This is a genomic window from Streptomyces sp. NPDC049813, from assembly GCF_044465085.1.
In the GTDB taxonomy this organism is placed as follows: domain Bacteria; phylum Actinomycetota; class Actinomycetes; order Streptomycetales; family Streptomycetaceae; genus Streptomyces.
Window position 1 is genome coordinate 24,578 of record NZ_JBITLI010000009.1, and the last position, 20,256, is coordinate 44,833.

The window sequence follows — 20,256 nt, forward strand, 5'->3', positions numbered from 1 at the left end:
CGGGCCCCTTCGCCCGTACCGGGAGGGTCACCTGCCGCGCGCCGCCCGGCGCTTCGGCAGGAACGTGAAGACCGCGCCGCCCAGCAGGATCACCGTGCCGGCCACCAGGCCGAGGGCGCGCAGGGCGCCGTCGTTCGAGGCGCCCGTCTCGGCGAGGCCGCCGCCGCCCGCCGCGGAGCCGCCGGCCGCGCCGCCCGCCGAACCGGAGCCGGACCCGGAGCCCGAGCCCGAGCCGCCGGTCGCGCCGCCCTCCACCGCCTTCGTGTCCAGCTCCAGGGAGACCTCGGTCCTGGTCGGCGTACAGGTGGTCGTCGTGCCCAGCGCCTTCACCGTCAGGACGCCCGGCGACAGGGTCGACTTCCCGTCCGCGCCCGGCTTGTACGTGCCTGTCAGGTCCGGGATCGTCATCGGGTCGCCGGACTTGATGGGCTCCTTGTTCGTCGGGCCCTCGACGTTCACCGTGCCCTTGTCGGCGCCGCCCAGCTTCACCGCCATCGACGGCTTGACCGCGTCGGCCGGGATGTCGGCGGGGCTGTCCATGACGGACGCCTTGAACTTCACGGTGAGGGCGTAGGCCCCGCCGTCCTTCTTGGCGTCTATCTGCACCGGGGACGTGGCGTTCTTGTCGCCGATGGGCGTCTTGCAGGCGTAGGGGATCGACACCTCCTTGCCGGTGAAGTCGCTCTGCCCGCCACCGCCCCCGCTGCCGCCGCCGGCGCCGGCCGTGGTGGTCCCGCCGGCGTCGGTGCCGCCGGTGTCCGTACCGCCCGCCGCGGTGCCCCCGGTGTCCGTACCGCCGGCCGCGGTGCCCCCGGTGTCGGTGCCGCCCGCCGCCGCGCCGCCGGTGCTCGTGCCCGCCCCGTCCGTCACCTTGACCGTCACGGCGGGCGCGACGGCCTCCTTGGGCGTGCACTTGGTGTCGGTGGAGATCGGCTTGCTGACGTTGATGGTGTACGCGTCCGGGGTCAGCGTCACGTCCCCGGCCTTGGTCAGCTTCAGCTTGCCGGTCATGTCGGACAGCACCATCGGGCTGTTCTTGGGGATCGCCGGGTTCTTCCGGGCGCCCTGCACCTTGAGGTCGCCGCTCTGCGCGCCGCCGACCTTGACCGTGCCCGTGGGCTGCACGGTGTCGGCGTCGAGGTCGAGGACGTCGGGGTTCTTCGAGGCGGCCTGGGTGGTCTTCCACACGACGTCGATCTCGTCGCCGACCTTGGCCGTCGCCGGCGCCGTGACGTCGGCCACCGTGGTGCCCTCGACCGGCGGCAGCCCCGAGATGGCGGGCGGCACGCACTCCGTCTTGAACGAGGACCCGGCCGCCTGCGCCGGGACGGCGGCCAGCCACAGGCCCGCTCCGGACAGGACCAGGGCACAGCCGGCCGCACCGGCTCTCCGTTGCCTTCTCACGTGTTTCCCTTCGTCGTTCGGCTGGTGTCGGGCGGTGCGGAGAGCTGCCCGGCCGCGGGCCCGCCCGGACCGGTGTCCGGGGCGAACCAGGGCAGGGTGTCCTGGGCGGGGGCGGCGGTGTCCGCGGGCCCCCGGGCGGGCGCGGCCGGCGCGCGGCGCGGGAGCCGCACCTTCGGCAGCCGCACGGTGAGCTCGGCCAGGTGCTGGGCGCCGCGGTGCCGGCCCTGGCCGTACCGCTCGCGCGGCCGCAGCCGGTCCACGACCGCCATGCCGATTCGGAAGACGGCGGCCGGGACGACGACGCAGAGCAGGAGCCAGAAGAGGGTGACGCCCCAGGGCCTGCCGACGCCCCAGGGCTGCTCGGCGAGGACCTTCCCGCCGTACTTCAGCGACACCAGGTAGCTGCCGTGCGCACCGGCGTCCAGCTCGACGGGGAGCTCGATCCGCGCCTTGCGGCCCGGCGCGATGGTGCCGCGCCACTGCTGTTCCTCGTAGACGGGCGCGAAGACGCCGTGCGCGGTGCCGACCTGGAAGACCGGGTCCTTGACCGGGCTCTGGCCGACGTTGCCCACGGTGAACGTGAAGGTCCGCGCGGGCGGGGCGCCGAACCAGGTGAGCACGCCGCTCGACCCGTCGAGGCGGGTGTCGGCGACCATGGCCAGCTGCCCGGTGCCGGACGCCGCGGGCAGGGCCGCCACCGGATGCCCCGCGACTTTCAGCACGGCGTCCGCCTGCGCCTTCGCGCCGCCGGTCACGGTCGCCACGTGGACGACGCACGGACAGGGCACGGGCGGCTCGGCGACCGGCAGCTTCCGGCTGAATGCGCCGCGGGCGTCGGTGGTGACGGCGCGGCCGTCGGCGTTGGCGCAGGAGTTCGTGCCGCCGATGACGCCGCGCGCGGGGCTGGAGCGGCCGCAGACCAGCATCATCAGCAGCGCCCTCGCCCCCCAGCCGGTGCCCTTGACGGTGACCGAGCCTCCGGTGCCGGCCTGGGACGCGGAGAGGGTGACGGCGGGGGTGTCCGCGGCCCCGGCCCACGGCGCCGCGCCCGCGAGGAGCGCGGCCAGCAGGGCGAGGACGGTCAGCAGCCGCGTGGCCGGTGCGCAGCGGGTCATGACACGCTCCCAGGGTTGCCGGTGCTGGGGCGGACCCGGCGCCGGCGGCGTACGAGGCGGTGGGCGGCGTACCCGGCGCCCGCGAGCGCGGCGAGGGCGGCGCCGAGGGGGGCCCAGGGCACGAACCGGGCGTTCGCCGTCGCCGTGTCCCGCGCGCCGTCGCCGGCCGTCACCGTGACCCGCACCTCGACGGCGTCCAGCGCCGGGGCGTCGCGCCAGGGTTCGCTGAGGCTGGCCCGGCGGCCGGGCGGCAGCCGCACCGGCAGGGTCCTGGCCTTCCGGTCGAGGACGGTGCCGAGGACACCGTCGGCGGTGACCGCGAGGCGGGGCGCCAGCGTGGTGTTGCCGCGGTTGACGACGTCGTACGTGATCCGGTCCCCGGCGACGACCCGTACGTGCTCGACGGTGAGCGCCGCCAGGGTGGGGCCGCTGACCCGCAGGTGGACGCTGAGCCGGGAGGTGTGCCCCGCGCCCTCGGCCACGATCGTGCCCGGGTGGTCGCCGGGGCTCGCGCCCGCCGGGACGGTCAGCGCGAACGGCACCTCGGCGCGGGTGCGGGCGGGGACCCGTACGGACGGCTCGGCGAACACGATCCGGGCGCCACTGGCGCGCAGCCTGATCCGCACGGCCCCGGCACTCGGATTGCTGACGGCCACCTTGTCCTCCAGGACGCTGCCGGGGGCGCCCTCGGCGTAGACGTACGGCCGGGAGCCGCTCACCGCGGCGGGGGCCAGCGTCCAGCGGCCGGCCGCGGCCTCCCCGGCCCCGCCGCCCAGCACGCTCCCCGCGACCAGGGCAGCGGCCAGAAACCGGACCCCGCGGCGGGCTGGCGACCTCCCCGGACTCGTATCCGCCATCAGGTCCCGCCTCGGGACGCGAGGCAGCGGGGCCCGCGGCCGGGCTCCGGGGCGCGAGCGCCGTGGGACCCGGACTCTCGTCGACGACTGCGGCGGCATCGTGGTCGCTCGCGCAGTTCCCCGCGCCCCTAGCGGGGCGCCCCCTGGTGCCGCCGGCTCAGCCACAGGGCTCCACCCGCTCCGGCCAGGAGCACCGTGCCGCCCAGCGTGCCGAGCGCGACCGCCGAGTCCTGCGGGCCGGTCTGCGGCAGCTGCCCGCTGCCGGAGGAGCCCGTCCCGGACCCGCCCGTGCTCCCGCCGCTCCCGCTCCCGCTGCCGCTCCCGCCGGAGCCGCCCGAGCCACCGGAGCCCCCGGACCCGCCCGCCGCCGTCACGGTCAGCTCCAGCGACGGCTTCGGATTGTTGGCGGGCGTGCACGTCGTCGTCGTACCGAGCGCCTTGATGGTGAGGACCCCGGCGGTGAACGTCACCTTGCCGCTCTTCTTCGGCGTGTAGGTGCCGGACAGGTCGCTGATCTTGATGGGGGTGTTGGCGGGGATCGCCGCGGCGTTGGCCGGGCCGGAGACCGCGAGGGTGCCGCTCTCCGCGCCGCCCAGCCTGATCACCGCGCTGGGGTTCATCGCGCCCTTGCCCAGCTCGACCGGGCTGGAGGAGACGCCCTTCTGGAACGACATGGTGATCTTGTAGCCGCTGCCGCTCTTGACGCTCTTCATGTCGATCGGGGAGACGGCTGCCTTGTTCCCGATCGGCGTCTTGCACTGGTAGTTGACGTCCTGCACCGTGGCGTGGGCCCCGGGGGCGGCCATCAGCACCGCGGAGCCGGCCAGTGCCGCGCTGAGCGCGTACGCGGCGGTTCGTTTCTGGTACGTCCGGTACGACACCTCGAGATCCCTTCAGACCGACGTTTGCTGACGGTTCATCAGATGCGGGTGGCTCAAGGTACGCCCGGGGCCTTGCCGAGGGAAGACAAAGAGCACGCCGGATCGGAGACGATCCGGCGTGCTCTTTGCAGCGCGGGGTGGCGGCGGCCGCGACGGGCCGGCCGGGCTCAGCCGGGGGTGCCCAGCTCCGCCCAGACGGTCTTGCCCGCGACCCCGTCCGTGCGGGTGACGCCCCAGTCGAGGCAGAGGCGCTGGACGATGAACATGCCGTGGCCGCCGGGGCGGCCCGCACGGTGCGGGGTGCGGGGCTCGGGCTGGCCCGCACCGTGGTCGGTCACCTCGATGCGCAGCACTTTGTTGTCGAGGGAGACGGTCAGCATGTCCGGGCCCTCGGCGTGCAGGCAGGCGTTGGTCACCAGCTCGGAGACGACGAGCAGCACGTCCTCCGCTGCGGCGCGGCGATCCGCGCTCGGGGCGGGCAGCCAGCCCCACTCGTGCAGCGCTTCGCGGGAGAAATCGCGGGCCAGCGGCACGATACCGCTGGCGCCGGCGAGGCTCAGCGTGCGGACCTGACGGCCGCCGGGAGCCGGGGCGTCGCCCGACTCGGGGCCGTGGTCGCCCGGCGAGTAAGGCCGGGTGGCGCTCATCAGCACTTCACCTCACCGATTTACCAATTCAGCTTCACTTCAGGACTCAGGGTTGCAGGGGCGGTCGGGTGTCTCCTGCCCTGCCGAACGACGAGAACACCCATCGATTCGGTGCGGACCCTGTGACGGTGATAACGCCTCGATCACAGAGAGACAACTGGAGCGTAACTTCTCCGGCCCGGAGCCGCGGGGTCATCCGCTCACTCCGCCGCGAGCGCCGCCGCGAGGTCTTCATGCACCGTGAAGACGGCTTCCGCGCCGGTGATCTCGAAGACCCGCGCCACCACCGGCTGCATTCCGGCCAGGTGGACCCCGCCGCCCGCGGCCTCGGCCTTGAGGCGGGCACCGAGCAGCACGTTCAGCCCCGTGGAGTCGCAGAACTCGAGACGCGCGCAGTCCACGACCAGCCGGGAAACCCCGCTGACCAGGCATTCTTCCAGGGGTTCGCGCAGTAGATCAGCGGTGTGGTGATCCAGCTCACCCACCGGGGTGACGACGGCACTGGAGCCCTCGTGCCGCACCTCCACCAGTAGCCGGCCCCGATGCGCGCTGCCGACTGTCCCGCGGTCCATGACGTCTCTCTCTCGCTGCCTTCGACGTGCCGATTGACGCCCTCGAACACTACGCCTTCTCCACGGCCCCCGGTACCCGAACAACCCCTAAGAATCGGACATTTAGGGGTATAGCGCACTTGCGGCCCGGCGACGAAACCGGGTAGGCCTAGTAAGGACGGAAAACGAACTCGCCGGCTTTGGAGGCGCCGCACTTCCGAAAGTGCACGTATTGGCATCGGCAGCCATATGCCGAGAACGATGGAGGACATCATGTCACCCCGGCTCGACGAGTCGCGTACTGACCTGGCGACGTCGACACCCGCACCGGACCGCCGCTCCGACCTCGAGCCCGACGCTCTGGAAGGACTGGAGGGGCTCCCGGAGATCCCGCCGTTCGCCGAGGTGGGAGCGCTCGACGCCCGCGCCCTTTCCAAGACGCTCTTCGAGCGCCTGGAGTCCCTCGACGAGGGCACCCACGAATACTCCTACGTCCGCAACACGCTGGTCGAGCTGAACCTCGCCCTCGTCAAGTTCGCGGCCTCCCGGTTCCGCTCCCGCAGCGAGCCGATGGAGGACATCATCCAGGTCGGGACCATCGGCCTGATCAAGGCCATCGACCGCTTCGAGCTGAGCCGTGGCGTCGAGTTCCCCACCTTCGCGATGCCAACCATCGTCGGTGAGATCAAGCGCTTCTTCCGCGACACCTCCTGGTCGGTGCGGGTCCCGCGGCGCCTTCAGGAACTCCGTCTCGACCTCGCCAAGGCGGGCGACGAGCTCGCCCAGCAGCTCGACCGGGCACCCACGGTGGCCGAGCTCGCCGCGCGCCTGGGCCTGTCGAACGAAGAGGTCGTGGAGGGGATGGCGGCGTCGAACGCGTACACCGCCAGTTCGCTCGACGCCCAGCCCGAGGAGGACGACTCCGAGGGCGCGCTCGCGGACCGGATCGGGTACGAGGACCACGGACTCGAGGGCATCGAGTACGTCGAGTCCCTGAAGCCGCTGATCGCCGAACTTCCGCCGCGGGACCGCAAGATCCTCTCGCTGCGTTTCGTCGCCAACATGACGCAGTCCGAGATCGGCGACGAGCTGGGCATCTCGCAGATGCACGTGTCCCGGCTGCTGTCGCGCACGCTCGTCAAGCTGCGCAAGGGGCTGACGGTCGAGGAGTGATCCTCCGCTCCACGCCACGGGCCGCCCGCCCGTCGTCCGCAGCGACGACGGGCGGGCGCACTGTTCTCGGCGACGGTCTCCGGCCCGGCCGATGCCGTCGGCCCGTCCACTCGTCCGCCCGTCCGCCCGTCCGGGTCAGCCGGGTACGTCCATCCGCTGGGTGCCGATGACCGACAGCAGGCGCAACGCCTCCTCCGACGCGGAGCCGGGCGTGGCCGTGTAGATGACCACCCGCTGGTCGCGGTCGGCGATGTCCAGGACGTCGCAGTTGACCGCGATGCGGCCGACCGCGGGGTGGTCGAAGGTCTTGCAGAGGGTGGGGCGGGCGGCCACCTCGTGGTCGGCCCACAGGCGGGCGAACTCCTCGCTCCCGGCGAGCAGTTCGCCGACCAGCGCCCGCACCTCGGGGTCGTCGGGGTAGCGGGCCGCCGTCACCCGCAGGTGCTGCACGGACGTCCGGCTGAACTCCTCCGCGTCCGACACCCCGTACAGCCGTCCGCCCTGCGGGTGCGGGCCGAGGAACGTCCTGCGCACGAGGTTGCGGTTCCGGCGGCCGAGCGTGGAGAAGTCCTCCATCAGGGCGGCGGCCAGCGCGTTCCAGGCGATGACCTCGTACGTCGCCGACATCACCAGGGCCGCGGAGGCCGGGAGCCGTTCCAGCAGGTCGACGATGCTCCGCCGGACCTCCCGGGAGGGGCCGGACGCGGGGCCGGGCGGGGTGCCGGCCAGGTGGTGGAGGTGGTCGCGCTCCACGTCGGACAGGCGCAGGGCGCGGGCCAGCTGGGCGAGCACCTCGCGGGAGGGGTGCGGGGCGCGGGCCTGCTCCAGGCGCGTGTAGTACTCGGTCGAGATGTACGCGAGCTGCGCCACCTCCTCGCGGCGCAGGCCCGGGGTGCGGCGGCGCGGTCCCACGGGCAGGCCCACGTCGGCGGGGGCGATGCGTTCGCGCCGGGTGCGCAGGAAGTCCGCGAGTTGTCGTCGGTTCACCCGCCCAGTGTGCGGGGCGGCCCGGGGCGCATCCAGGTACCACCGGTGCCTGGCTGTGGGGGCGCCCCCGCGACCAGGCTCGACGGCATGAACACCACACCGAGCCCCGCCACCCCGGCCCCCGCCCCCTCTTCCTCCCTCTCCCCCTCCCCCTCCGGCCTGCTCGCCGGCAAGGTCGCCTTCGTCAGCGGCGCCGGGCGCGGCATCGGGGCGGCCGCCGCCCGGCTCTTCGCCGAGGAAGGGGCCCGGGTCCTGCTCACGGCCCGGACGGAGAGCCAGCTCCGAACGGTCGTCGCGGAGATCAGGGCCGCGGGCGGCACCGCGGACCACGTCGTCTGCGACCTCGCCGACGGGGACGGCGTCCGGGCCGCCGTCCAGCGGGCGGTGGAGCTGTACGGGCGGCTCGACGTGGCCTTCAACAACGGCGCGACGGGGCAGCCGCCCGGCCCGATGGACACGCTCTCGGAGGCCGACTTCGACGCGGTGGCCGCCGTGAACCTCAAGGGCCCGTGGCTCGCGATGCGGGCCCAGGTCGCCGCCGTCCGCGCCACCGCCGGCCGTGGCGCCATCGTCAACACCTCCAGCGTGGGCAGCCTGCTGGCCAACCCGGCGCTGCCCGTGTACGGCGCGGCGAAGCGGGCCCTCAACAGCCTCACCGCGTCCGCCGCCGTCACGTACGGTCCGGAGGGCATCCGCGTCAACGCCGTCGCGCCGGGCACCACGCTCACGGAGATGCTCCGCGAGTGGGACGACCGCTCCCCCGGCACCATCGACCACCTCAACTCCCAGACCCCGCTGGGCCGCGCGGCCGACCCCCGCGAGATCGCCCAGGCCGCCGCCTGGCTGCTCAGCGACCGTGCCTCCTACGTCACGGGGACGGTCCTGCGGGTCGACGGGGGCATGTGGGCGTGAGGACTCGCCGCCCCGGCGCCGGGGTCAGTTCACCCGCACCCCGCGTCGCCAGACCTCGTCGACCAGTGGGACTCCCGGCCGGTAGGCCAGGTGTACGTGGCTGGGGGCGGCCAGGAGGGTGAGGTCCGCTCGGGCGCCGGGGGCGAGGTGGCCGATGTCCGTGCGGCGCAGCGCCCGGGCGCCGCCCGCCGTCGCGGACCAGAGGGCCTCGTCGGGGGTCATGCCCATGTCCCGTACCGCGAGGGCGATGCAGAAGGGGACGGACGAGGTGAAGGACGAGCCCGGGTTGCAGTCCGTGGAGAGGGCGACCGTGGCGCCCGCGTCCAGGAGGCGGCGGGCGTCGGGCCACTCGGCGCGGGTGGAGAACTCGGCGCCGGGCAGCAGCGTCGCCACCGTGTCGCTGTGGGCCAGGGCGTCGACGTCCGCGTCCGTCAGGTGCGTGCAGTGGTCCGCGCTGGCCGCGTCGAGCTCGACGGCGAGCTGGACGCCGGGGCCGTAGGAGAGCTGGTTGGCGTGGATGCGCGGGTGCAGGCCCCTGGCCTTGCCGGCCGTCAGGATCGCCCGCGCCTGGTCGCCGTCGAAGGCGCCCTTCTCGCAGAACACGTCGATCCAGCGGGCGTGCGGGGCGCAGGCGTCCAGCATCTCGCCGGTGACCAGCTCCACGTACCCGGCCGGGTCCTCGGCGAAGTCCGGGGAGACGATGTGGGCGCCCAGGTAGGTGACCTCGTCCGTGTGGGCCGCCGCGACGCGCAGGGCGCGGGCCTCGTCCTGCGTGGTCAGGCCGTACCCGGACTTCGTCTCGAAGGTGGTCGTGCCCTGGCGCAGCGCCTCCGCGAGGTAGCGGGTGAGGTTCGCCTCCAGGTCGGCGTCGGTCGCGGCGCGGGTCGCGGCCACCGTCGTGCGGATGCCGCCGGCGGAGTAGGCGCGGCCTCCCATGCGGGCGTTGAACTCGGCCGTGCGGTCGCCCGCGAAGAGCAGGTGGGAGTGGCTGTCGACGAAGCCCGGGATCACGGCGGCGCCCTGGGCGTCGTGTGAGGTGTCCGCGGCCGGGGTCCTCGCGCTCGGGCCCACCCAGGCGACCCTGTCGCCCTCCAGCACGAGGGCGGCGTCCTTGATCTGGCCGAGAGGGCCTTCGCCCAGTTCGGGGTTGTTGGTGACCAGAGTTGCGATGTTGGTGATGGCGGTGGTCATAGTTCTGGTTCCTCTTCCCTGAGGTCACGGGGCTCCGCCCCGGGCCGCGCCCCTCAATCGCCGGGGGGCTTGAATCGGGCTGAGCCCCGTGTCAGTGGAGTGCCGCGATCGCCGTGCTCAGGGCGTTCGCCACGTCCCCGACCACGACGTGCGCGCCGTCGCGGACGATCTGGCGACCGCCCGCGATCACGTCCGTCACATCGGCCGCGCTCGCCGCGAACACCGCCGTCTCCGCGCCGAGCCGCGGCGGCGCGCCCGCCGTGCGGACCGAGTCCAGGGCCACGGTCACGAGGTCCGCCGCCGCGCCGGGCTCCAGGACGCCCGCGTCCTGCCGGCCGAGGGCCGCGTGGCCGTCGACCGTGGCCGCGCGCAGCAGCGCCGCCGCCGTCCAGTGGCCCCGGGTGCGCGAGCGCAGGCGCTCGTTCAGCTCCATCGCGCGCGCCTCCTCGAACGGGTCGATGACGGCGTGGCTGTCGGAGCCGAGGGAGAGCGGGGAGCCCGCCTGTTGCAGGGCGACCGCGGGGCCGATGCCGTCGGCGAGGTCGCGTTCGGTGGTCGGGCACATGCAGGTGCCGGTGCCCGAGCCGCCGATGAGGGCGATGTCGGCCGGTGTGAGGTGCGTGTTGTGGACGCCTGTCGTGCGGGCGCTCAACACCCCGTGGTCCGCCAGGAGTTGGGTGGGAGTACAGCCGTGGGCGGCCTGGCACGCCTCGTTCTCCGCGGTCTGCTCGGAGAGGTGGACGTGCAGGGGGGCCTGCCGGTCGGCGGCCCACTGCGCGACCGTCGCGAGCTGGGCGGCCGGGACCGCGCGCACGGAGTGGATCGCCGCGCCGATCCGGGCGTGCGGGCGGTCCTTGAGCAGCGACGCGCGTGCGGCCCAGGCCTCGGCCGTGCCGTCGGAGAAACGCTGCTGGTGGCGGTCGGGTGCTTTGCCGAAGCCCGACGAGAGGTACGCCGTGTCGAGCAGCGTGATGCGGATGCCCGCCTCGTCCGCGGCGGCGATCAGCGCCTCCCCCATCGCGTTCGGGTCGGCGTAGGGGGTGCCGCCCGGGGCGTGGTGGAGGTAGTGGAACTCGCCGACGGCCGTGACGCCGGCCAGCGCCATCTCCGCGTACACGGCCCGCGCGAGCGCGTGGTACGTGTCGGGGGTGAGCCGGTCCGCCACCGAGTACATGGTCTCGCGCCAGGTCCAGAAGGTGCCGGAGCCGACCTGGACCGTGGAGCGCAGTGCCCGGTGGAAGGCGTGGCTGTGGGCGTTGGCGAGGCCGGGCAGGGTGAGGCCGCGCAGGACGACGGCGCCCGGCGGGGGCGCCGCCACCCCCCTGCGGACGGCCGTGATCCGGCCGGTGCCGTCGGCCCCGGACACGTCCACCGCCACGCCCGGCTCCACCGCGGGGTCGAGCCAGGCGTGTTCCAGCCAGTACGTCGTGTGCTCCGCGGTCACTTGCAGGCCAGCCCTTCCAGTACGTCGGCCAGTGCGTGCACGCCCGCCAGGCAGTCGTCCTCGGTGGCGGTCTCGGCCGGGGAGTGCGAGATCCCGGTCGGGTTGCGTACGAACAGCATGGCGGTGGGGACCGACGAGGCGAGGATTCCCGCGTCGTGTCCCGCGCCCGTGCCCAGGACGGGGACCGTGAGGTCGGCGGCGGCCGCCTTCGTGCCGAGGATGCGGGCGAGTTCGTCGCGCAGCGCGTGGTCGAAGTCGACGACCGGGGTGAAGGACTCCCGGGTCAGGGACACGTCGATGCCGTGCGCGTCGGCGTACTCCCGGGCCGCCTGCTCGATGGCGGTGACGGTCCGGTCCAGGGCGTCCTGGTCGGCCGCGCGCGAGTCGAGCCACCCGCGGACCAGGGACGGGATGGCGTTGACGCCGTTCGGCTCGACCGCGATCTTGCCGAAGGTGGCGACCGCGCCCGCGAGCTGTGCCTCCCTGCGGGCCGCGAGCACCGTCTGCGCGTAGGGCAGCATCGGGTCCCTGCGGTCGGCGAGGCGGGTGGTGCCGGCGTGGTTGGCCTCGCCGTGGAAGTCGAACCGCCAGCGGCCGTGCGGCCAGATGGCGCTGGCGATGCCGACCGCGTCGCCGGACAGGTCGAGCGCGCGGCCCTGCTCCACGTGGAGTTCTACGAACGCGCCGATCCGCGCCAGGCGTTCGGGGTCCGGGCCGATCGTCTCCGGGTCGTACCCGGCGCGCTCCATGGCCTGCGGCAGCGTGACGCCGTCGCCGTCCGTGAGGGCGTACGCCTGCGCGCGGGTGAGGTGGCCGCCGCTGAGCCGGGAGCCGACGCAGGCGAGGCCGAAGCGGGCGCCCTCCTCGTCGCCGAAGTTGGTGACGGCCAGCGGCTTGGTGAACTCCGCTCCCCTGCGGCGGAGTTCGTCCAGGGCGGCGAAGGAGGAGACGACGCCGAGGGGGCCGTCGAAGGCGCCGCCGTCGGGGACGGAGTCCAGGTGCGAGCCGGTGACGACGGCGTCCCCCGCCTGCGGGTCGCCGAGCCAGGCCCACTGGTTGCCGTTGCGGTCCAGTTCGTAGGTCAGGCCGCGGGACTCGGCCTGGGCCCGGAACCAGGCGCGGCAGTCGGCGTCGGCGCCGGTCCAGGCGTGGCGGCGATATCCTCCGGAGTCCGCGTGCCGGCCGATGGGACGTAGGTCGCTCCACATCTCCAGGAAACCTGGGGCCGAGGTCACGGGGCTCTGCCCCGGACCCCGCTCCTCGATCGCCGGAGGGACTTGATCAGTCACTCGCCCTCCCGCATCGGGACCCGCACCCCGCGCTCCGCCGCGACCTCGGCCGCGTGGTCGTAACCCGCGTCCACGTGCCGGATCACACCCATCGCCGGGTCGTTGGTGAGCACGCGCTCGATCTTCTGGGCGGCCAGCTCCGTGCCGTCGGCGACGCAGACCTGACCGGCGTGGATGGAGCGGCCCATGCCGACGCCGCCGCCGTGGTGCAGGGAGACCCAGGACGCGCCGGAAGCCGTGTTGACCAGCGCGTTCAGCAGCGGCCAGTCGGCGATCGCGTCGGAGCCGTCCTTCATGGCCTCCGTCTCGCGGTACGGGGAGGCCACCGAGCCCGAGTCGAGGTGGTCGCGGCCGATGACGACGGGCGCGGAGAGTTCGCCGGACGCCACCATCTCGTTGAACTTCAGGCCCGCCAGGTGGCGTTCGCCGTAGCCGAGCCAGCAGATGCGCGCGGGCAGCCCCTCGAAGGAGATGCGCTCGGCGGCCATGTCGAGCCAGCGGTGCAGGTGCTTGTTCTCCGGGAACAGCTCCTTGATCGCCTTGTCGGTCTTGGCGATGTCCTCCGGGTCGCCGGACAGGGCGGCCCAGCGGAACGGGCCGAGGCCCTCCTCGAAGAGCGGGCGGATGTGCGCCGGGACGAAGCCGGGGAAGTCGAAGGCGCGCTCGCAGCCGGCCTTGCGGGCCTCGTCGCGGATGGAGTTGCCGTAGTCGAAGACCTCGGCGCCCTTGTCGAGGAAGCCGATCATCGCCTCGACGTGCAGGCGCATCGAGTGCCGGGCCTTGTCGGTGAAGCCGGCCGGGTCGGCCTCGCGCTCCTTGTCCCAGTCCTCGACGGAGATGCCGACGGGCAGGTAGGCGAGCGGGTCGTGGGCCGAGGTCTGGTCGGTGACGATGTCGATCGGGGCGTCGCGGCGCAGCAGTTCGGGGAAGACCTCGGCGGCGTTGCCGACCACGCCGATGGACAGGCCGCGGCGCTCGTCGCGGGCCTGGACGGCGAGTTCCAGGGCGTGGTCGAGGCTGTCGGCCTTGACGTCGAGGTAGCGGGTGCCGATGCGGCGGTCGATGCGGGTCTCGTCGACGTCGACGCAGATCGCGACGCCCTCGTTCATGGTGACGGCGAGCGGCTGGGCGCCGCCCATGCCGCCGACGCCCGCGGTGAGGGTGATGGTCCCGGCGAGAGTGCCGCCGAACTTCTTCCGCGCCACCGCGCCGAAGGTCTCGTACGTGCCCTGGACGATGCCCTGGGAGCCGATGTAGATCCACGAACCGGCCGTCATCTGGCCGTACATGGTCAGGCCCTCGGCCTCCAGCTTGCGGAACTCCTCCCAGTTGGCCCAGTCGCCGACCAGGTTGGAGTTGGCGAGGAGCACGCGCGGCGCCCACTCGCTGGTGCGCAGGACGCCGACCGGCTTGCCGGACTGGACGAGGAGCGTCTCGTCCGCCGCCAGCGTCTTCAGCGTGCGCACGATCGCGTCGAACGCCTCCCAGGACCGGGCCGCCTTGCCGGTGCCCCCGTAGACGACCAGCTTGTCGGGGTGCTCCGCGACCTCGGCGTCGAGGTTGTTCATGAGCATCCGCAGGGCGCCTTCCTGCTGCCAGCCGAGCGTGGTCAGCTCGGTGCCGCGCGGGGCTCGTACGGGGCGTGGTCCTGACATCGGCGGCCTCCTGGGTGGTTCCTGGGTGCGTCATCGTGATGCGGTTATTCACATCCTGGTCATCTGAATAGAACTAGTCAATACATTCCCAGCGGCGCACTCCGGATGGTTGTCTGGACCACATGGCTTCCAGCGACGTTCCCACCGGTCCGACCACCGTCCTCCGCGCCCTCTCGACCCGCCGTGACCAGGCCGTACGCGCCGCGGTCGAGCAGGGACTCGTCGGTCCCGCGGCGCCCGTCGCCGGGCTGCTCGACGTCACCGGCATCCGCGCGTCCGCCGCCGCGCTGCACGCCGCCTTCGACGCGGTCACCGCGCCCGGCACCGAGGTGCTGCACGCCTTCGCGGTCAAGGCGACGCCGCTCGTGCCGCTCCTGCGCCTGCTGCACGAGGCCGGCATCGGGGCCGAGGTGGCGAGCCCCGGCGAGCTGGCCCTGGCCCGCGCGGCCGGGGTGCCGCCGGCCAGGACCGTCCTGGACTCCCCCGCCAAGACCGGCGCCGAACTGCGCGAGGCCCTGGCCCTGGGCATCGCGGTCAACGCCGACAACCCGCAGGAGCTGGCCCGCCTGGACGCCCTGGTCGCCTCCGCGCCGACCCGCTCGCCGCTCGGCGTGCGCGTGAACACCCAGGTGGGCTCCGGGTCGATCGGCGCCACGGCGACCGCGACGCCGACGTCCAAGTTCGGGGTGGCGCTGCGCGACGCGGGGTCGCGGCAGTGGCTCGTGCGCGCCTTCCTGGACCGGCCGTGGCTGACCCGGCTGCACACGCACTCCGGGTCACAGGGCGTCCCCCTCGACCTGCTCGCCCAGGGCGTACGGGCCGCGTACGAACTCGCCGAGGAGATCAACGAGGCGGCGGGCCGCCGGCAGATCGACACCCTCGACATCGGCGGCGGGCTCAGCGTCAACTTCGACTCGGACGAGCAGACACCGACGTACGCCAGGTACGCGAAGGTCCTCGCCGAGGTGGTGCCCGGCCTGTTCGACGGTCGCTACGGCATCGTCACCGAGTTCGGACGCTCGCTGCTCGCCAAGCACGGCACCCTGCTCGGCCTCGTCGAGTACGCGAAGGAGAGCGGCGGCCGCCCGATCGCCGTGACCCACGCGGGCGTCCAGGTCGCGACGCGGACCGTGTACGCGCCCGCGTCCTGGCCGCTGCGGATCGCCGCCTACGACGCCCAGGGGCGGCCCAAGTCCGGCCCGGCCGTCGCCCAGGACGTGGCGGGCCCCGCCTGCTTCTCCGGCGACCTGCTCGCCGAGAACCACAGCCTGCCGCCGCTCGCGGCCGGTGACTACGCGGCCGCCCTCGACACCGGCGCGTACTACTTCGCGCAGCACTACTCGTACAACTCGCTGATCCGGCCCGGGGTGTACGGCTTCACGGCCGGTGGCGACGCGGACGGTGGGGTGCGGTTCGCGACCGTGCGGGCGCCGCAGACCGTCGAGGAGATCGTCGCGGAGTCGGGCGGCGACCGGCGGAGCGCGCTGCTCGATCTCTGACGCCGGCGACCCGTCCGCGAACGCTCCCGCTGCGAGCGAGGCCGACGGATTTTAGACCTCTTCCGCATGTTCCACCGGAAAATGCCAGAACGCTCACCAGGTCGCCGCACGGTGCGTAGCTTCTTCGTCACGCAAGCCCAGCTTTGCACGGTGTGACGATCGAGTGGGGAGTTTCAGGCGTGCCCGGAATCGACGAGTGCCTGCTCGAGGCGATGCGCCTGCCGGGGGCGCGCGGCGCCTCCGTCGTCGACTGGACCAGCGGACTCGCCCTGGGCACCGTCGGGGACTCGCCCAACGGGGACCACGAGGCCACCGCCGCGGAGGCCGCCGAACTGGCCCGGCTCGCCGCCGAGCACCGGGCCTTCGCCCCGGCCGAGGGCAGCGACTGGTCGCCGGGGTCCGCCGCCGACAAGGCGCCGCCCGTCGAGGACGTCATCGTCACCAACCGCGACGGCTACCACCTGCTGCGCTTCGTCCGCACCAGCTTCGACAGCAGCGTCTTCCTGCACCTGTGGCTCGACCGGGACGAGGGCAACCTCGCGCTGGCCCGGCTGCGCCTGGCCGACATATCCGACCGGCTGGTGCTGGGATGAGCGCCGCGCCCGCGAGCGCCTCGCCGATGCTCGGCCGGCTCGCCGACGAACGGGCCACCGGGGCGCTGATCCGCGAACACGGCACCCTCTACCTGGCCGACGGATGCGTCGTGCACGCCGAGTCGCCCGCCACCCCCGGCATGGACGTGCTGCTCACGGCCGGCGGCGCGATCCAGGCCGACCGCTGGTGGGAGGCGGTGGACCGGGCGGGAGCCCGCCAGTGCGTCGGCCGCTATCTGGTCGAGCAGGGCCGCCTCTCGGACGGCGCGCTCGAACTCTGCCACCTGGGCGCGCTCTTCGACGCCGCGTACTTCACCCTCGCCCCCAGCAGCGGCCCGACCCGCTTCCGGTACGGGGTCTCGCACTGGTTCGGCGCGGTGCGCCCGGTGCCGGTCGCGGCCGTCGAACGCGAGACCCGGCGCCGCCGCGAACTGCTCCAGCGGATCTGGCCCGAGCCGGACACCGACACCGCGCCGCTGACCCGGGCCACCGACCGCGAACTGCCCCTGCCGGCCCGCAGACGCCGCGTCCTGGACCTGGTCGACGGCGCGCGCACCGCCTCGCAGATCGCGCTCACCCTGGGCAGGCCCGCCTTCCACACCCTGGTCGACCTGCGCCGCCTGGCCGCGGGCGGCCTGGTGACCACCGCTCCCCCGGAGCCCGCCACCTCGCCGCCGGTCCCGCAGTGGCTGGCGCACGCCGCCGTCGAGGACCCCGACGTGGCGCTGCTGCGCCGGCTGCGCGCCGCACTGGAGGCCCTGTGAAGCGCCTGCGACGCACCGGACGGCCCGGCTCCGCATCGTCCGACCCTTCCGGAAGGAGACCGCCGATGGCCGACGAGGCCGAAGTCCTCGGCGAACTGCAGAGGCTGAGAGTCCGGGTCCCCCAGGTCACCGGGGCGCTCGCGGCCAGCGTCGACGGACTCGTGCTCGCCCGGGACGCACCCGGCGTCGAGCCCGAGGGCGTGGCCGCCCTGACCGCCGCCGCGCTCGGCGTGGCCCAGCGCCTGTCGGACGCCACCGGGCAGGGCGGCTTCCGTGAGCTGCTGGTGCGCGGCACCGACGGCTATGTCGCCACGTACGCGGCCGGGGACAGCGCCGTGCTCACCCTGCTCGCCGAGGACCGGATCAACGTGGGGCGGCTGCACCTGGAGGGCCGCCGCTCCGGCAGCCGGATCGGCGAACTCGTCGAGGCGGCCGCCGCCCTGGAAGCGGCGCCCCGCGGCCGTGGCCGGTCCCGGGCCCGCACGGCGCCGGCCCGCCCCACGGCCCCGCCCGCCGTGCCCGCCCCGCCGCCCGCCGCCACCGACAGCGGGCTGCCCGTCCGCACCCCCAAGACCGAGCTTCCCGAGCCCAGATTGCAACCCCGGACGGCCCGTTAGGGCCGCAGGAAAGGACCCACCACCATGGCCAACACCGAGACCGCCCTCAAGGACGCCGTCGCCTCCATCGAGGGCGCGAGCGCCGCGGCGCTCGTCGACTACAACAGCGGCATGGCCCTCGGCACCATCGGCGGCTCCAAGAGCTTCGACCTGGAGGTCGCCGCCGCGGGCAACACCGACGTGGTCCGCGCCAAGCTGCGCACCATGGAACACCTCGGCCTGAAGGACGAGATCGAGGACATCCTCATCACGCTCGGCACCCAGTACCACCTGATCCGGCTGCTGAAGGGCCGCGGCGGCAACGGGCTGTTCCTGTACCTGGTCCTGGACTCCGCGCGCGCCAACCTGGCGATGGCCCGCCACCAGCTGCGCCAGATCGAGGCCGAACTCGACGTCTGAGCGGGGCGGCCGGCCCTCGCGCGTGTACGTGCGTGCGGGGGCCGGCCGGCCCGGCTCAGCGCGGCGCCGCGGCCCAGCTGCCCAGCAGCCGCAGCCGTTCCTCGGTGACCGAGCCGGGTTCGGGCGTGTACACCACCAGCGCCTGGTCGCTGTCGCCCGCCACCGACAGCGTCTCGTAGGGCAGTACGAGGTCGCCCGCGACCGGGTGCCGCATGCGCTTGGTGCCGTACGTCTTCGCGCGCACCTGGTGGTCCGCCCACAGCCGCCGGAAGTCCTCGCTGGCCAGCGACAACTCGCCGATCAGCGAGGCGAGTCGGGGGTCGCGGGGGTGGGCGCCCGCGTCGAGCCGCAGGTAGGCCACCGTCTCGGCGGCGACCGCGGGCCACTGCGGGTACAGCTCGCGCGCCGCCGGGGCGAGGAAGACCTGGCGCGGCATGTTGCGCTCCTCGGGGGCCAGCGCGGAGAAGCCGAGCAGCGCGTCGCCGAGCGCGTTCCACGCCAGGACGTCCATGCGGCGGCCGAGCACGAAGGCCGGGGCCCGGTCGATCGTGTCGAGGAGCAGCCGCAGCCCCGCCCGCACCTGCGGCGCGGGCGCCCGGCCGTCCTGCGCGCGGCGGCCGCCCGGCGCGGGGCGGGCGACCGCGCGCAGGTACGTCCGCTCGGTCTCGTCCAGGCGCAGCACCCGCGCGACCGCGTCGAGCACGGCGTCCGAGACGGAGCTGCCCCGGCCCTGCTCCAGGCGGATGTAGTAGTCGACGCTGACCCCGGCGAGCTGGGCCACCTCCTCGCGCCGCAGCCCCGGCACGCGGCGGCGGCCGTGGCCGGGCAGCCCGACGTCACCGGGCCGGATGCGGGCGCGCCGCGACCGCAGGAAGTCCCCTATGTCACCAGGCTCGTTCATGGCCCGATCCTAGACACCGGGCCACCGCCCGATCCTGGTACCGGCAGACCCAGGAAAAGCTCTGCCCTGGGTACGCGGCGCGGGCCGGCGCACGCTACTGCCATGACGCACACCACGTACGACTCCCTCTCCGGCCGCACCGCCCTCGTCACCGGAGCCGCCAGCGGCATGGGCGAGGCCACCGCCCGGCTGCTCGCCGCGCAGGGCGTCCGGGTCGCCCTGCTCGCCCGGCGCGCGGACCGCCTCACCGACCTGGCCGCGAAGATCACCGCCGACGGCGGGCAGGCCCTCGCCGTGCCCACCGACCTCACCGACCAGGACTCCGTCGACGCCGCCGCCGAGCGCGTGCGCACCGCCTACGGCCGCGTCGACCTCGTCGTGAACGCGGCGGGCGTGATGCTGCCCAACCCGGTCACGGACGGCCGCGCCGACGAGTGGCAGCGGATGCTCGACACGAACGTCACCGGGGTCCTGCGCGTCATCCGCGCCTTCACCGGCGACCTGATCGCGACGGCCGCCGCGGGCGGCACCGCCGACCTGGTGAACATCTCGTCCATCGGCGCGCACGTCCCGTTCCCGAACTACGCGGTGTACGGCGCGACGAAGGCGGCCCTGACGTACCTGTCGCAGTCGCTCCGCACCGAGCTGGGCCCGCGCGACGTCCGCGTCACCAACATCGAGCCGGGGCTCACCGACTCCGAGCTCGCCTCCCACGTCGACAACGCGGAGCTCTCCGGCCAGCTGGACGGCATGTTCGAGGCGCTCACCGGGCTCGCGTCCGAGGACGTCGCGGACCTCATCGCGTACACGACGAGCCGGCCCCGCCACGTGAACCTGCGCCAGGCCGTCCTGCTGCCCACCCGGCAGGCGTGACGGCCCGGGGCGGGCTACTCCTGCCAGTCGGAGTCGCGCTGCTCGCGGCGCCTGCCGAACCGCGAGCCCCAGGCGCCGGTGTGCAGCGCGTTGACGCCGACGATGCCGCCCCAGGCGATCAGCAGGCCGGGCAGGTGCGCGTTGACCACGGCGATCGCGGAGAGCGGGATGGCGAGGACGAGGGTGACGACGGCGAAGCCGAAGCGCTCGCCCCAGCCCTCGCCCGGGGAGCGGCCCGCGCGCGCGTCGCGCGCGACGACCATCTGCTGCTCGGCGAGCTGCCGGCGCACCCGCCGGTCCACGCTGGAGTCGAGGCGCTGCTCGACCTTGTCGAGGAAAGAGTCGACGAGCGCGGTCTCGTACTCTTCGCCGAGTTCCCTGCGGGCGTGCAGGGTGGCGTCGAGTTCCTTCTTGAGTTCGGCGTCACGTGCCTGTTCGCGGGCTTCCATACCGCATCACGGTACGGAGCCGCGGCCCGCGGGTCAGTGGGGTTAACCCCCCTCT

Annotated in this window: 21 protein-coding genes; 8 read left to right on the forward strand and 13 right to left on the reverse strand. The window is 74.0% G+C overall.

Going from position 1 to position 20,256, the window contains the following annotated elements:
* Nucleotides 1–27: 27 nt before the first annotated feature.
* The 6 genes from ACIBW6_RS19495 to ACIBW6_RS19520 form a co-directional block, all read right to left on the reverse strand.
* Nucleotides 28–1,404, reverse strand: coding sequence for a hypothetical protein (locus ACIBW6_RS19495; protein ID WP_399061129.1), 1,377 nt, complete (start codon nucleotides 1,402–1,404; stop codon nucleotides 28–30).
* Nucleotides 1,401–2,519, reverse strand: coding sequence for a hypothetical protein (locus ACIBW6_RS19500; RefSeq protein WP_399061131.1), 1,119 nt, complete (start codon nucleotides 2,517–2,519; stop codon nucleotides 1,401–1,403). The genes ACIBW6_RS19495 and ACIBW6_RS19500 overlap by 4 nt, the downstream gene beginning before the upstream one ends.
* On the reverse strand, nucleotides 2,516–3,298 hold the full coding sequence (locus tag ACIBW6_RS19505; RefSeq protein WP_399061133.1) for a hypothetical protein: 783 nt from the start codon (nucleotides 3,296–3,298) through the stop codon (nucleotides 2,516–2,518). Before ACIBW6_RS19505 ends, ACIBW6_RS19500 begins: the two co-directional genes overlap by 4 nt.
* Before the next feature lie 206 nt (nucleotides 3,299–3,504).
* Nucleotides 3,505–4,257, reverse strand: coding sequence for an LPXTG cell wall anchor domain-containing protein (locus ACIBW6_RS19510; RefSeq protein ID WP_399061135.1), 753 nt, complete (start codon nucleotides 4,255–4,257; stop codon nucleotides 3,505–3,507).
* Nucleotides 4,258–4,424: 167 nt separating this feature from the next.
* Nucleotides 4,425–4,904: an ATP-binding protein gene (locus ACIBW6_RS19515; RefSeq protein ID WP_399061137.1), complete on the reverse strand. Its 480-nt coding sequence runs from the start codon at nucleotides 4,902–4,904 to the stop codon at nucleotides 4,425–4,427.
* Nucleotides 4,905–5,104: 200 nt separating this feature from the next.
* Nucleotides 5,105–5,476, reverse strand: coding sequence for an STAS domain-containing protein (locus ACIBW6_RS19520; protein ID WP_399061138.1), 372 nt, complete (start codon nucleotides 5,474–5,476; stop codon nucleotides 5,105–5,107).
* A gap of 252 nt (nucleotides 5,477–5,728) precedes the next feature.
* Between ACIBW6_RS19520 and ACIBW6_RS19525 the strand changes: the two genes are divergently transcribed.
* Entirely contained in the window at nucleotides 5,729–6,628 is a 900-nt protein-coding gene (locus ACIBW6_RS19525) for an RNA polymerase sigma factor SigF (protein WP_399061516.1), read from the forward strand.
* 135 nt (nucleotides 6,629–6,763) lie between these two features.
* On the opposite strand, the gene ACIBW6_RS19530 is transcribed toward ACIBW6_RS19525, so the two are convergent.
* A complete protein-coding gene (locus ACIBW6_RS19530; protein WP_399061139.1) occupies nucleotides 6,764–7,615 on the reverse strand; it encodes a helix-turn-helix transcriptional regulator in 852 nt (283 codons plus the stop codon).
* A gap of 87 nt (nucleotides 7,616–7,702) precedes the next feature.
* On the opposite strand from ACIBW6_RS19530, the gene ACIBW6_RS19535 reads away from it, so the two are divergent.
* Nucleotides 7,703–8,527 carry an SDR family NAD(P)-dependent oxidoreductase gene (locus ACIBW6_RS19535; protein WP_399061140.1) on the forward strand — a complete coding sequence of 275 codons (825 nt, stop codon included), beginning with the start codon at nucleotides 7,703–7,705 and terminating at the stop codon, nucleotides 8,525–8,527.
* A 24-nt stretch (nucleotides 8,528–8,551) separates the two neighbouring features.
* Here ACIBW6_RS19535 and hutI read toward each other — a convergent pair whose 3' ends face one another.
* The 4 genes from hutI to hutU all read right to left on the reverse strand — a co-directional run bounded on the left by hutI (nucleotide 8,552) and on the right by hutU (nucleotide 14,106).
* Nucleotides 8,552–9,718, reverse strand: a complete 1,167-nt coding sequence (gene hutI / locus ACIBW6_RS19540; RefSeq protein WP_399061141.1) for an imidazolonepropionase — start codon at nucleotides 9,716–9,718, stop codon at nucleotides 8,552–8,554.
* A gap of 91 nt (nucleotides 9,719–9,809) precedes the next feature.
* Entirely contained in the window at nucleotides 9,810–11,162 is a 1,353-nt protein-coding gene (locus tag ACIBW6_RS19545) for a formimidoylglutamate deiminase (RefSeq protein WP_399061142.1), read from the reverse strand.
* Nucleotides 11,159–12,370, reverse strand: a complete 1,212-nt coding sequence (locus tag ACIBW6_RS19550; protein ID WP_399061518.1) for an allantoate amidohydrolase — start codon at nucleotides 12,368–12,370, stop codon at nucleotides 11,159–11,161. The genes ACIBW6_RS19545 and ACIBW6_RS19550 overlap by 4 nt, the downstream gene beginning before the upstream one ends.
* Nucleotides 12,371–12,447: 77 nt before the next feature.
* A complete protein-coding gene (gene hutU, locus ACIBW6_RS19555) occupies nucleotides 12,448–14,106 on the reverse strand; it encodes a urocanate hydratase (protein ID WP_399061144.1) in 1,659 nt (552 codons plus the stop codon).
* 122 nt (nucleotides 14,107–14,228) lie between these two features.
* Between hutU and ACIBW6_RS19560 the strand changes: the two genes are divergently transcribed.
* The 5 genes from ACIBW6_RS19560 to ACIBW6_RS19580 all read left to right on the forward strand — a co-directional run bounded on the left by ACIBW6_RS19560 (nucleotide 14,229) and on the right by ACIBW6_RS19580 (nucleotide 17,978).
* Nucleotides 14,229–15,605 carry a diaminopimelate decarboxylase gene (locus ACIBW6_RS19560; RefSeq protein WP_399061146.1) on the forward strand — a complete coding sequence of 459 codons (1,377 nt, stop codon included), beginning with the start codon at nucleotides 14,229–14,231 and terminating at the stop codon, nucleotides 15,603–15,605.
* Nucleotides 15,606–15,784: 179 nt separating this feature from the next.
* Entirely contained in the window at nucleotides 15,785–16,198 is a 414-nt protein-coding gene (locus ACIBW6_RS19565) for a hypothetical protein (RefSeq protein ID WP_399061149.1), read from the forward strand.
* Complete coding sequence (locus ACIBW6_RS19570) at nucleotides 16,195–16,962, forward strand: transcriptional regulator (RefSeq protein ID WP_399061150.1); 768 nt, start codon at nucleotides 16,195–16,197, stop codon at nucleotides 16,960–16,962. The genes ACIBW6_RS19565 and ACIBW6_RS19570 overlap by 4 nt, the downstream gene beginning before the upstream one ends.
* 65 nt (nucleotides 16,963–17,027) lie before the next feature.
* On the forward strand, nucleotides 17,028–17,579 hold the full coding sequence (locus ACIBW6_RS19575; protein ID WP_399061152.1) for a roadblock/LC7 domain-containing protein: 552 nt from the start codon (nucleotides 17,028–17,030) through the stop codon (nucleotides 17,577–17,579).
* Between the two features lie 24 nt (nucleotides 17,580–17,603).
* Entirely contained in the window at nucleotides 17,604–17,978 is a 375-nt protein-coding gene (locus ACIBW6_RS19580; protein ID WP_399061154.1) for a hypothetical protein, read from the forward strand.
* A gap of 55 nt (nucleotides 17,979–18,033) precedes the next feature.
* Here the strand turns inward: ACIBW6_RS19580 and ACIBW6_RS19585 are convergent, their stop codons facing one another.
* On the reverse strand, nucleotides 18,034–18,879 hold the full coding sequence (locus ACIBW6_RS19585) for a helix-turn-helix transcriptional regulator (RefSeq protein WP_399061156.1): 846 nt from the start codon (nucleotides 18,877–18,879) through the stop codon (nucleotides 18,034–18,036).
* Nucleotides 18,880–18,981: 102 nt separating this feature from the next.
* Between ACIBW6_RS19585 and ACIBW6_RS19590 the strand changes: the two genes are divergently transcribed.
* Complete coding sequence (locus ACIBW6_RS19590; protein WP_399061158.1) at nucleotides 18,982–19,752, forward strand: SDR family oxidoreductase; 771 nt, start codon at nucleotides 18,982–18,984, stop codon at nucleotides 19,750–19,752.
* A gap of 14 nt (nucleotides 19,753–19,766) precedes the next feature.
* Here ACIBW6_RS19590 and ACIBW6_RS19595 read toward each other — a convergent pair whose 3' ends face one another.
* Nucleotides 19,767–20,201, reverse strand: a complete 435-nt coding sequence (locus ACIBW6_RS19595; protein WP_399061160.1) for a hypothetical protein — start codon at nucleotides 20,199–20,201, stop codon at nucleotides 19,767–19,769.
* Between the last annotated feature and the right edge of the window lie 55 nt (nucleotides 20,202–20,256).

Coding starts and splice junctions, on each gene's coding strand:
- ACIBW6_RS19515 (WP_399061137.1), bottom strand. CDS start 4,904: ATGAGCGCCACCCGGCCTTACTCGCCGGGCGACCACGGCCCCGAGTCG.
- hutU (WP_399061144.1), bottom strand. CDS start 14,106: ATGTCAGGACCACGCCCCGTACGAGCCCCGCGCGGCACCGAGCTGACC.
- ACIBW6_RS19500 (WP_399061131.1), bottom strand. CDS start 2,519: ATGACCCGCTGCGCACCGGCCACGCGGCTGCTGACCGTCCTCGCCCTG.
- hutI (WP_399061141.1), bottom strand. CDS start 9,718: ATGACCACCGCCATCACCAACATCGCAACTCTGGTCACCAACAACCCC.
- ACIBW6_RS19595 (WP_399061160.1), bottom strand. CDS start 20,201: ATGGAAGCCCGCGAACAGGCACGTGACGCCGAACTCAAGAAGGAACTC.
- ACIBW6_RS19570 (WP_399061150.1), top strand. CDS start 16,195: ATGAGCGCCGCGCCCGCGAGCGCCTCGCCGATGCTCGGCCGGCTCGCC.
- ACIBW6_RS19575 (WP_399061152.1), top strand. CDS start 17,028: ATGGCCGACGAGGCCGAAGTCCTCGGCGAACTGCAGAGGCTGAGAGTC.
- ACIBW6_RS19560 (WP_399061146.1), top strand. CDS start 14,229: ATGGCTTCCAGCGACGTTCCCACCGGTCCGACCACCGTCCTCCGCGCC.
- ACIBW6_RS19525 (WP_399061516.1), top strand. CDS start 5,729: ATGTCACCCCGGCTCGACGAGTCGCGTACTGACCTGGCGACGTCGACA.
- ACIBW6_RS19590 (WP_399061158.1), top strand. CDS start 18,982: ATGACGCACACCACGTACGACTCCCTCTCCGGCCGCACCGCCCTCGTC.
- ACIBW6_RS19520 (WP_399061138.1), bottom strand. CDS start 5,476: ATGGACCGCGGGACAGTCGGCAGCGCGCATCGGGGCCGGCTACTGGTG.
- ACIBW6_RS19550 (WP_399061518.1), bottom strand. CDS start 12,370: ATGTGGAGCGACCTACGTCCCATCGGCCGGCACGCGGACTCCGGAGGA.
- ACIBW6_RS19535 (WP_399061140.1), top strand. CDS start 7,703: ATGAACACCACACCGAGCCCCGCCACCCCGGCCCCCGCCCCCTCTTCC.
- ACIBW6_RS19585 (WP_399061156.1), bottom strand. CDS start 18,879: ATGAACGAGCCTGGTGACATAGGGGACTTCCTGCGGTCGCGGCGCGCC.
- ACIBW6_RS19580 (WP_399061154.1), top strand. CDS start 17,604: ATGGCCAACACCGAGACCGCCCTCAAGGACGCCGTCGCCTCCATCGAG.